The following is a 10,352-nucleotide window of genomic DNA, read 5'->3' on the forward strand; positions in this document are numbered from 1 at the left end:
GGAGGATCACTAAGATCGCCCGGTGATCATCAGACGTACCGCCCAGGTTGTCCTGATCGGACTATTGGGCGTCATCATCCTGCCCGGAACCCCGCCCGCCGGTGCCGACGAGACCACCGAGAACCTGCGGATGCAGCTGGTCCTGGACGTCAGCGGCTCGATGCGAGAGCCCGACATGAACGGCCAGACCCGGATGGCCGTCGCCCAGCGCGCGTTCAACGAGGTCGTCGACGCCGTGCCGGCGGGCACCGACCTCGGCATCCGGGTCCTCGGGGCCACCTACCCCGGCGACGACAAGGCCCTCGGCTGCCAGGACACCCAGCAGATCGTACCGGTCGGGCCGGTCGACCGCGACCAGGCGAAGGCCGCGATCGCCAGTCTGCGGCCTACCGGCTTCACCCCGATCGGGCTGGCGCTGCGGGAGGCGGCCAAGGATCTCGGCTCCGGTGAGACCGCCCGACGCATCGTCCTGATCACCGACGGCGAGGACACCTGCGCCCCGCCCGACCCGTGTGACGTCGCCCGGGAACTCGCCGCCCAGGGCACCCGGCTGATCGTCGACACGCTCGGCCTCACCCTCGACGACAAGGTCCGCCAGCAGCTGGTCTGCATCGCCGGGGCCACCGGCGGCACGTACACCACCGCGCAGAGCGCCGACCAGCTCGCCGACCGGATCAACCAGCTGGTCGACCGGGCCCAGGACACCTACACCCGGACCCCGGAGCTGGTCACCGGCAGTACCGACTGCACGGCGGCGCCGCTGCTCGCGGCAGGTGTCTACACCGACCGGGAACGTTTCGAGGAGCACCGCTGGTACCGCGTACCGATCCGGGCGGACCAGGAGCTGCGCGCCTCGGTGAGCATCGCGTTGGACCGCCCGGTGAACCGGGACTACGGGATCCTGCTCCGGGCCGTCCATCCCAACGGCCGCGAGCTGGTCCGGGGTACCGACGCCGGCAGCGGCCGGACCGACGTACTCTCCACCGGCCTGCGATGGTCCGCCGGCCCGGACACCGACCGGACCGACGACACCGGCCCGGACGGCGACACCGACCGCGCCGACGGCACCGGCCAGACCGACGACACCGGTGGAACTTCTGACCCGGCCGGTACGCCGTCCGGAACCGTCTCCGCCGCCGCGTCGACGGCCGCCGGCACGGAGCCACCGCCCGCCGAGGTCTGCCTGGTGGTCAGCAACTCGTTCGCCGCCGCTGGCGGGGCCGGTGACGCCCCTGGCATGCCGATCGAGCTCACCGTCGATCTGGTCGCCGCCTCCCCCTTCCCGGACAGCCCGGGTCTCGGCCGTGGCTGGCTGCTGCTGGTCGTGCTGAGCCTCGCCGGGCTGGTCACCGGAGTCCTCGCCGGCTGGCTGACCCGCTGGTGGACCACCGTCTGGAAGGAGAGCTGAGTTGACCCGTCGTACATTCCGGCTGACCCGCGCCGGCCTGGCCGTCGGCACCGCTGGCGCCGCCGTCCTCCTTGTCGCGACCCCGGCGGCGGCCGAAGGCCCCACCCCGGCACCGGCGGAGGCCACCCTCACCAAGGCCGGAACGTCGTTCCTCACCGCTGCGGCGGTCCACATCGACCAGCCGGTCCGGGTCTCCGCCGCGACCGGTGAGTACCTGTACTGGTCGTTCCCGGCCCAGGCCGGCCAGACCAGCTCGATCGCGGCGACCGTGACCCTCGCCGATGCAGCGGCGCGCAGCGGCGCGTCGACCTGGACCATCGACGTGTTCGACGGGCTGCGCCGCCGCCAGCCGTGCACCGCGGGCATGCAGTCACCCGTCGGATCCGCCACTGACCGGCAGGTACGGGCGGGCTGCGCACTGCGGCAGGTCCGAGCCTGGGCGGAGCCGTGGTCCGCCGATCCGCTACCCGGCACCTACTACGTCCGGCTCTCCGTCACCGACCTGCCGGAGCAGGACCTCGGTCTGCCGGTGCAGGTCGAGCTACGGGTGAGCGCCGATATCTCGGACGACACCAGCCCGGAGGGCGGCCGGCTGGAGGCGCCGCTGACGCCGACCGTACGGCAGGGGGCGGTGCTCACCAGCGCGACCGGCGACACCGACCCGGCGGACGCCACCGGTCAGGTCAGCGAACAGTCCTGGTGGGACAGTGTTGCCGGCTGGTTCAGCGACTGGTTGCCCGGCCTGACGAGTCGGTGGTTCTGGACGGTGGCCGGTGGCGTACTGGCCGCCGTCGGTGGCGTGGTCGGCTTCGGGCTGACCCGCCGGCCACGCCGCCGGGCCGGCCCCGCCGCAGCCAGCTGACCTGCTGACCGGCTGCGGACTCGGCCGACCGGGCCGACAGTCCGGTCAACCGGCGGCTGCCAGCCGGCGCATCGATCCGGACGGCAGCCGGCGTCCGACCGCCACCAGCTGCCGTCCGGCGGGCGTGCCGTCGCTCGGACCGGCGACGGCCGGGTCGATCTCGGTCAGCAGCCGGCGGAACAGCGTCGGGCGGTCCACCCGGATCACGGTGCTGCGCCCGCTGCGCTCGACGACCGTGTGCGGCAGCGCCAACGCCGGTGCGGCACTTCGCAGCAGCGCCGCAGCCGGGGTGCTCACCGAGATGGCGAGCACCCCGGCGGTCCGGTCCGCCGGAGCCAGCAGCGCGGCCATCCGCCAGACGGCCAGCGCAGCGGGGTAGTGCGCGGCCGCCAGCCCGGGGCTGCCGAGCATCCGCCGACCGTCGCGCCACGCGCCGGCCAGCGCCCGCAACACCCGGTGGTACCCGTCCGAGGACACATCGACCCTGGTCAGCGAGGTGCATGCGCCGACCGGGCTGGTCACCGACCAGGTGATCGTGGACAGCAGGCGGGCGGTCCGGGCCGCGGCCGCGGGCTGCTCGGTCTGTGCCACCGGTAGCTGCCGGTCCGCAGTGGCCGACGCCGGCCCCAGTCGGCGCCAGCCGACCGGCCGCCGTTCGTTCCAGCAGAACGCGGCCTCCAGCAGCGGGTACGCGCCGAGCGGGCCGGCCGCGACGGCACGCAGTACCTTCTCGGTGCCTCCACCGGGCCGGTTGTCCGCCCCGGCGCCGGTGTCGCCGGCACCACTACCAGCCGTGGTCGGTAGGGCCATAACTGAACTCCTCTGCCACGTTCACGCGCGCCCGCCAGGGGCGCGCAGGTCAACTTGTCGGGATGGACCGCTCCGCCACGAACCGGCCCTGCTGGACGCGGAACGCCCAGACCACCACCGACGACGCCACCAGCTCACCGGTGCCGGTCCAGGCGATCCGGGTGGTGACCCCGGGCTCGTCGTAGTCGTCGACGAACGCGGCCATCGCGGTCCGGCCACCGTGTCCGGCCTGGATCCCGGCGAGGAACACCGTCGCCGCGTCGTACGACTCAGCGGAGTTGGTGCCCGGCTCCACCCCGAAGCGTTCCCGGTAGCGCTGCGGAAACTCGGCGCCGGCCCGCTCCGGCGGCAGGCAGGGGCAGGTGATCACCACTGCGGTCTCGGCATCGTCGCCGGCCTCGCGGAGAAAGCCGTCCGCCTTCGCCCCGTCACCGGCGACGAAGGTCGCCGGGACGTCGGCCGCGCGGAGCTGGCGGCGCAGCCGACCGGCTTCCGCGTAGTAGCCGCCGTAGAAGACCACGTCGGCGTCGGCTGAACGGATCTGCCCGACGACCGCGCTGAAGTCGGTCGCTCCGGCGGCGACCGTCGCCCGCTGCACCACCTTGGCGCCGAGTCTGGCGGCCACCTGGTCGGCCAGCCCTTGGCCGTACGCCCCGCCGTCGTCGACGACGAACACCGCCGTGCCGCCCAGTGCCTGGTCGATGTACTGACCGGCGGCACGCCCCTGCGCGGCGTCGTTGCCGACCAGCCGGTGAAAGGTGGACCAGCCTCGTTCGCTGAGTTCGGTCCGGGTCGCCGAGGTGGTGATCGTGGCGACGCCGCCCTGGTCGAGGATCGGCAGTGCCGCTTCGGCCTCGCCGGAGAAGCCCGGACCGACCACCCCGATGATGCGGGCGTCGTCAACGATCTGCTGGGCCAGGGCGGGGGCCTGCTTCGGGTCGCCCTGCGAATCGAACTCGATCAGCTCCACCGGGCAGTCCGGATGCTCCGCCCGGTACTGGTCGAAGGCCAGTCGGGCACCGTCACGGACGTTGCCGCCGAGGTCGGCCGAGTCGCCGGAGAGCGGTCCGAGGACCGCGATGCGGCTGCCGCAGGCGCTGGCCGGTGCCGCCTGCTCGCCACCGGCCGAGACGCATCCGGTCAGCACCGACAGCAGGCCGAACATCGCCGTCGGCCGCAGCAACGTACGCACGTCCACCTCCTGTACCCGGTCGGACCCGCCTATCCTGCTGGTAGGAGCGTGAGGTTTTGATGAGACGGTTGATCCTGGGTGCGGTGCTGACCCTCACCGGGTTGGTCCTCACCGGGTGCAGCGATCCCGGGGCGGGGGCCCCGGCGGATGTTTCCGCCGCGCCGTCGTCCACCGCGACCGGCACCGCGCTGTACGCGGTCGATTCCCAGACGCTGGACGAGATCGTCATCGACGCGCAGGGGTTCGTGCTGTACCGCTCCGACCGGGACACCGCGGCACCGACCTGGTCGGCCTGCGAGGGACAGTGCCGGCAATCCTGGCTGCCGGCACCCTGCGAGAGCGAGGTACGGGTGGAGGGGATCGACCGGCAGCTGGTCGGCTGCTTCGACCGGTCCGACGGGAGCCGGCAGCTGAGCCTGGCCGGCTGGCCGCTGTACGGGTACGCCGGTGACCGGATGCCCGGCGACGCGAACGGTCACGGCCAGTCGGGCATCTGGTTCGCGATCCGCCCCGACGGCGACACCGCGGTCTACGTGCCCTGATCGGGGTGGTCCCGGAACGCTGACCGGTCCGCTCGGGCATGCCGTCCTACCCGCCCTGACCGCCGGGCAGCCGCAGCCGGGCCTCAGCACCGCCGCCTTCGGCGTTGACCAGCCGCAGCTGCCCGCCGTGCAGCTGCGCCACCCAGCTGGCGATGGCCAGCCCGAGCCCGGTGCCGTCCGCGGTGCCGCTGCGGAACCGCTGCTCGGGCGCGGCGGCGACAGCTTCGCTGAGCCCGGTGCCGCGGTCACGTACCCGGACGGTCGGCGGTCCGGCGGTGACCTCGAGCCGGATCTCGGCCGGCTGGTCGGCGGCCCGACCGTGCTGGACCGCGTTCTGAATCAGGTTGCGCAGTGCGATCCGGACCAGCGCCGGGTCGCCGTACGCCACCACGGCCTCGGTGACCGGCACCGCCCGGTGCGGCGCGACGACGGTGTCGGTCAGCACCTCCTCGGCCAGTTGGTCCAGGCGGAACGGCTCCCGGCGCAGGTCACGCAGGCCGGCGACGAGCTGGGCCCGGGTGAGCAGGACGGAGACCGAGTCGGCGAGCCGGTCGGCGGAGCGCACCACCTGGCGCAGCGCCGCCGGGCGGCGCTGCGGCTCGGCCAGCGCGGTCTCGGAGACGGCACGGATCACGGTCAACGGGGTGCGCAGCTCGTGCGCGGCGTCGGCAACGAACCGTTCCTGCTGGTTGAGGGCGTCGGCGATGGGCTCGGTGCCGCGGCGGGCGAGCAGGTAACCGCCGGCGCCGGCCAGCGCGGTGAAGCTGACGCCGCCGGCGACCAGGGCCAGGGCCAGCCGCTGGTTGGCGGTCTCGGCCGGCCCGGTGTCGCCGAGCACGACGACGGCGCCGGCCACCGCCCCGGTGACGGCGTGCTGGAACGGTACGGCGAGCAGCGGGGTGGGGGTACCGGCGGTGTCGCCGACTCCGCCGGCGAGCTCGGTGCCGGAGGTCCAGACCGTCCGGGCCGGTGCCAGCAGGTTGTCCGGCGGGACGACCGGCAGCCGGGCCGGGTACGCGAAGACCAGGCTGAGGTCGGCCCGACCGGCCTCGTACACGTAGACGGCGGTGGTGCCGTTGGCGACCGCGTCGTCGAACAGTTTGTCGAGCTGCAGCGCCCCGGACTCGTAGTAGAGCAGGGCGGCGGCGGTGCTGGCGGTACGCCGCAGCTCGGCGGCGACCACCTCGTCCCGCTGCCGCCCGTCGACCAGCAGCGCGACGGCGCCCATTCCGGCCAGGCCGACCACGTTGATCGCCATCACCAGCAGCGTGATCCGGATCCGCAGGTTGCGCAGCCGGTCGGCGGTCTGCAGCGGCTTGCCACCCCGCCGGTCGCGGCGGTTCACGGCGGCGCCCCGCCAGTTCGGCCGGCGGTCACGACGGCGCCCCGCCGACCCGGTAGCCGACCCCGCGTACGGTGTGAATCAACTGCGGCTCGCCGAGCTTGCGGCGCAGCTGGGCGACCACTGCGTCCACCACGTTCGAGCTGGGGTCGGCGAGCTCGTCCCAACAGTGTTCGAACAGGTCGCTTCGGCTGACCACCGCCGGACGCCGGACCAGCAGCATCTCCAGTACGGCGAACTCCTTGCGGGTGAGCGTCAGCAGGACGCCGGCCCGGCGCACCTCCCGACGGGCGGCGTCGACCTCCAGATCCGCCACCCGCAGCAGCGGCGGGGTGGTGGCGCCGCGGCGTCGGCAGAGCGCCCGGACCCGCAGGACGAGTTCGGCCGTGACGAAGGGCTTCACCACGTAGTCGTCGACACCGGCCTGGAAGCCGGCGATCCGGTCCCCGGCGCTGTCCAGCGCGGTGAGCACCAGAGCCGGTGTGGTGAGCCCGGACCGGCGTCGATGGCTGAGCTGGTGCAGTGAGTCGCCTTCCGGAAGGATCCGGTCGAGCACCAGGCAGTCGTAGTCGTTGATGCTCATGCTCAGGTCGGCCTGGCTCCAGTCGGCCGCCTGGTCGACGGCGAATCCGCCGGAGCGCAGCGCGGTGACGACGGCGCTGCGTACCTCGGGGTCGTCCTCGACCACCAGCACCCGCATGCGGGCGAGGCTAGCAAGCCGCCGTCACCAGCGCGTCTTCGACGAGGGTCAACCCGAGGACGCGCAGCGCTCGCCGTTGAGCAGGAAGGTCGTCGGCGGCGGGTTGCTCGCCGAGTACCTGACCACGAAACCGAGCTGTGCGCTGCCGCCGGCCGGGATCCGGCTGTTCCACGTCGTGTTGGCGACGGTGATGTCCGGCGGGACCAGGTCGACCGGTTCGGCGCCCCACAGGTGGCTGGGTCCGCACGGTCAGTGGCTCGGTCGGTGGTGAGGTGTTGCCAGCGTCGTCGTGGGCCCGCACCACGAAGGTGTACGCGGTCTGCGGTTGCAGTGCGCCGACCCGGGCGGTCGGTCCGGTCGGCGGGTGTTGCGGGGCGGTCGCCACCGGGGTGGTGGAGCCGTCGGGGTTGACCCGCAGCACCTCGTACCAGGCGACGTAGACGTTGTCGGCGGACGGCTGCCACCGCAGGGTGACCGAGTCGGTGCCGATCGTGGTGGCGGTCAGCGCGCTTGGCGCGGTGGGTGGTTGGTCGTCGCCGGGCGGCATGGTCAGGCGCAGGCTCGGGCTGGCCGGCGACGGTCGGGGTGCCGGGGGTGGTCGGGATCGCGCCGGATCCACCGGCGGCAGTGGTGTGGCGGTTGCGGCATGGGCATCTCGCTTTCGGTGCGGACGCCGGGACGGACCAGCGGATCGACCGACTGTGAGCTTGCCCACTACTCATCGACGAGCATCGAACCTCCGGTGCCGGTGGAGCGAGCTTGCGTCCGACCGTCGCCGCAGACCGAGCACGGCAGCTCAGCCGCCGCTCCGAGGCCCACACACAACGAAGCCTGCCGATGCATCGGCAGGCTGGACAGCACTCTCGGACGGACCGACGTCGCGGTCCCGACTTGTCGGCGATTCTCCGCCGTAACAATCGGGGACTAGCGTGGGGACGGGGAGGGCAACCCCCGTCCCCACCATTCAGTTGCAAAACACGCACGAGCGGTTTGGCGTCCAGGTCGTGCGTGACGCGCGGGAGCCGGGCCACGCGAGTGGCTCTGGTTCCACCTCCTCTCGACAGGTGGTGCGCGGGCTGGCGGCGGTGTCCGGGCTTGGCCCGCCGCCAGCCTCGGGAGCTGTGCGGTTGACACGGTGATGTCGCCATCGCCGCGCCACGCGTCGACTACCTCAGCGGGGGCACATCCATCGATGGAAGCGCTCCCATGCAGGGACTGTAGCCTGAGTCACGAGTTTGCGAAAGTGCAGCGGCTGATCAGCTCACGAAATGAAGGTGTGATGAGGCGGTCACGCCCATGTTCACCGGCCGAACTGCTGGACCGCCGCGGTCACCCCGGCGACGATCAGCAGCGCGTCCGGCGGGATCAACGTCTCAGGTTCCGCGTACCGCAGCTGCCGGTCCCGCTCCTTGATCCCGACCACCGTGATGCCGTACCGCTGGCGTAGCCGGGACTCGGCCAACGTCCGACCGGTGGCGTCCGGCGGGGCGCAGACCTTGGCGATGGCGAACCCGTCGTCGAACTCGATGAAGTCGAGCATCCGGCTGGCCAGCAGGTGGGCCACCCGGTCACCCATCGTCGCCTCCGGAAAAATCACATGGTGCGCACCGACCGAGGCGAGGATCCGGCCGTGCTTGGCGGTGATCGCCTTCGCCCAGATCTCCGGGACACCCAGCTCGGTCAGCGCCACCACGGTGAGGATGCTGGCCTCGACGTCCGAGCCGATACCGACCACCGCGCGGGGGTAGTCGGCGACGCCGCACTGGCGCAACGCCTGGTCGTCGGTCGAGTCCGCCTCGACCACCCTCGGCAGCCGCTCGGACCAGCGGTGCACCCGTTTGGGGTGCTCGTCGATGCCCAGCACGTGATGGCCGAGGCGGAGCAGGGACTGGGCGACCTGACCACCGAACCGCCCGAGGCCGATCACCGCCACGCTGTCGGCGTCCGGCGGCCCGACCGGGGAATCGTCATCTCTCACCGAGGATCCGTCCGAGGCTAGGACTTTGCCGCTTTTCCTCATACGCACTGTAGTCAGCCGCTAACCTCGACGCAGCGATATCCGGCCCGTCCCACGACTTGTCGTACACCGACAAACGCAGACAGTGGACATCACCGAAAGTCGTTGCCTGGTAACGGATTACTCCAGCTCAGTCAGGATTGTCGAGGTGTTGATGCCGGTGACCGATCCGGTAAGCTTGCCCGCGGTCTCCGCCAGGCGGCGCCCACCGGCGCCGGCGGTGACCGCCGCCCAATCACCCCTCCGGGGTGAGCCGGGGAACCACGTTTCCACCGGGGTGAATCCGCGCCAGCGGTAGGGATCGTTCCGTCCCGAACCCGTCAGCTAACTCGGTCGGCGGCCAAGGAAAGGAACAGGATGACCGCACCCCTCCGCCGGCGGATTCCGACGGCCGCGGCCCTCGCCGCCGTCGCCGCCCTGCTCGCCGGCTTCGTCGTAGCGTCGCCGGCCGCCGCTCAGGATCCGGACGACGAAGGCGCCCCGCCATTGCTCAGTGAGGTGCTCGAATCGACCGGCCGGGGCTTCGTCGAAGCCAAAGCCGCGGTCGACGAGTCCCGCAAACGCCAGTTGAAGCTCAACCTCGAGTTGGAAAAAGTCGAGGAGCGGATAGCGGCGCTGACCCCACAGATCGGCCAGGTCGCCTCCAACTCGTACCGTCTCGGTCGGATCACCCCGGTGATGGTCCTGCTCAACAGTGCCGATCCGGACGCGTTGCTGGAACGTGCCGAAGGCCTGGACATGATCGCCATGCACGACAACAAGCGGATCCGGGAGCTCAACGAGGCCCGCGAACAGGCCGCTCGGGCGGTCGCCGCGATCGACGCCGAGGTGGCCCGCGAGGAACAGCAACTCGAGGCGATGTCCCGCCAGAAGAAAGAGGCCGAAAAGGCCCTGCAACTGGTCGGCGCGGTCGCCACCAACGGGTTTGTCTCGGCCACCTCGCCGGTCGCCGCCCAGGCTCCGCGTAACTCGGACGGTTCCTGGCCGTCCCAGTCGTGCAGCCTGGACGACCCCACCACGAGCGGCTGCATCACGCCGCGCACCATGCACGCGCTGAACGAGGCGAAGAAGGCCGGCTTCACCCGCTTCGTCTCCTGCTTCCGCCCCGGCGGACCGTTCGAGCACCCCAAGGGACGGGCCTGCGACTTCTCCGCTCAGCAGCAGGGGTTCGGCGGCGACGCCTTCGGCGACGACCGGCTGTACGGCAACAACCTGACCGCCTTCCTGGTCCGCAACGCCGACAAGCTCGGCATCCTGTACGTCATCTGGTACCGGCAGTTCTGGTCACCGACGACCGGCTGGAGTTCGTACAGCGGTGCCGGCGGCGACCCGAACAGCGACCACACCAACCACGTACATCTGTCCCTGCTGTGACCTGACCTCACCTCGTGGGGGGGGGGGGGGGGGGGGGGGGGGAGGAAGGGGGAAGGGGGGGGGGGGGGGGGGAGGGGGGGGGGGGGGGGGGGGGGGGGGGGGGGG

General features: G+C 72.1%; 10 protein-coding genes and 1 riboswitch. Of the genes, 4 read left to right on the forward strand and 6 right to left on the reverse strand.

All coding sequences use genetic code 11. The features are described 5' to 3' along the window. Positions 1–22: 22 nt before the first annotated feature. Both ACXAHD_RS19510 and ACXAHD_RS19515 read left to right on the forward strand, forming a co-directional pair. Positions 23–1,408: a VWA domain-containing protein gene (locus ACXAHD_RS19510; protein ID WP_281551973.1), complete on the forward strand. Its 1,386-nt coding sequence runs from the start codon at positions 23–25 to the stop codon at positions 1,406–1,408. Position 1,409: 1 nt separating this feature from the next. Further along, positions 1,410–2,270, forward strand: coding sequence for a peptidase (locus ACXAHD_RS19515; protein WP_281551974.1), 861 nt, complete (start codon positions 1,410–1,412; stop codon positions 2,268–2,270). Positions 2,271–2,315: 45 nt separating this feature from the next. On the opposite strand, the gene ACXAHD_RS19520 is transcribed toward ACXAHD_RS19515, so the two are convergent. Both ACXAHD_RS19520 and ACXAHD_RS19525 read right to left on the reverse strand, forming a co-directional pair. Further along, positions 2,316–3,080 (reverse strand): hypothetical protein, encoded by a 765-nt coding sequence (locus ACXAHD_RS19520; protein ID WP_281551975.1) that lies wholly within the window; start codon positions 3,078–3,080, stop codon positions 2,316–2,318. A 49-nt stretch (positions 3,081–3,129) separates the two neighbouring features. Beyond that, positions 3,130–4,272, reverse strand: coding sequence for a branched-chain amino acid ABC transporter substrate-binding protein (locus ACXAHD_RS19525; protein ID WP_281551976.1), 1,143 nt, complete (start codon positions 4,270–4,272; stop codon positions 3,130–3,132). Positions 4,273–4,331: 59 nt separating this feature from the next. On the opposite strand from ACXAHD_RS19525, the gene ACXAHD_RS19530 reads away from it, so the two are divergent. After that, the gene (locus tag ACXAHD_RS19530) at positions 4,332–4,814 is read left to right on the forward strand and encodes a hypothetical protein (RefSeq protein WP_281551977.1); all 483 of its coding nucleotides are present in this window, start codon (positions 4,332–4,334) and stop codon (positions 4,812–4,814) included. Positions 4,815–4,860: 46 nt separating this feature from the next. On the opposite strand, the gene ACXAHD_RS19535 is transcribed toward ACXAHD_RS19530, so the two are convergent. From ACXAHD_RS19535 to ACXAHD_RS19550, 4 genes are all read right to left on the reverse strand, one after another. After that, positions 4,861–6,159, reverse strand: a complete 1,299-nt coding sequence (locus ACXAHD_RS19535) for a sensor histidine kinase (protein ID WP_475052284.1) — start codon at positions 6,157–6,159, stop codon at positions 4,861–4,863. Positions 6,160–6,187: 28 nt separating this feature from the next. Beyond that, complete coding sequence (locus ACXAHD_RS19540) at positions 6,188–6,856, reverse strand: winged helix-turn-helix domain-containing protein (protein ID WP_281551979.1); 669 nt, start codon at positions 6,854–6,856, stop codon at positions 6,188–6,190. 10 nt (positions 6,857–6,866) lie between these two features. Then, positions 6,867–7,403, reverse strand: a complete 537-nt coding sequence (locus ACXAHD_RS19545; RefSeq protein ID WP_475052288.1) for a fibronectin type III domain-containing protein — start codon at positions 7,401–7,403, stop codon at positions 6,867–6,869. Between the two features lie 753 nt (positions 7,404–8,156). Continuing rightward, positions 8,157–8,834 (reverse strand): potassium channel family protein, encoded by a 678-nt coding sequence (locus tag ACXAHD_RS19550; RefSeq protein WP_289211451.1) that lies wholly within the window; start codon positions 8,832–8,834, stop codon positions 8,157–8,159. Between the two features lie 257 nt (positions 8,835–9,091). Continuing rightward, positions 9,092–9,228, forward strand: a riboswitch (cyclic di-AMP (ydaO/yuaA leader). Between the two features lie 2 nt (positions 9,229–9,230). Here ACXAHD_RS19550 and ACXAHD_RS19555 point away from each other — a divergent pair. Next, positions 9,231–10,247, forward strand: a complete 1,017-nt coding sequence (locus tag ACXAHD_RS19555) for a coiled-coil domain-containing protein (protein ID WP_475052291.1) — start codon at positions 9,231–9,233, stop codon at positions 10,245–10,247. Positions 10,248–10,352: the final 105 nt, after the last annotated feature.

Source organism: Micromonospora sp. ABR4_055, from assembly GCF_056160425.1.

Excerpts from the sequence above, each read along its gene's own strand:
- ACXAHD_RS19530 (WP_281551977.1), top strand. The coding sequence starts at position 4,332 with ATGAGACGGTTGATCCTGGGTGCGGTGCTGACCCTCACCGGGTTGGTC.
- ACXAHD_RS19520 (WP_281551975.1), bottom strand. The coding sequence starts at position 3,080 with ATGGCCCTACCGACCACGGCTGGTAGTGGTGCCGGCGACACCGGCGCC.
- ACXAHD_RS19540 (WP_281551979.1), bottom strand. The coding sequence starts at position 6,856 with ATGCGGGTGCTGGTGGTCGAGGACGACCCCGAGGTACGCAGCGCCGTC.
- ACXAHD_RS19545 (WP_475052288.1), bottom strand. The coding sequence starts at position 7,403 with ATGCCGCCCGGCGACGACCAACCACCCACCGCGCCAAGCGCGCTGACC.
- ACXAHD_RS19555 (WP_475052291.1), top strand. The coding sequence starts at position 9,231 with ATGACCGCACCCCTCCGCCGGCGGATTCCGACGGCCGCGGCCCTCGCC.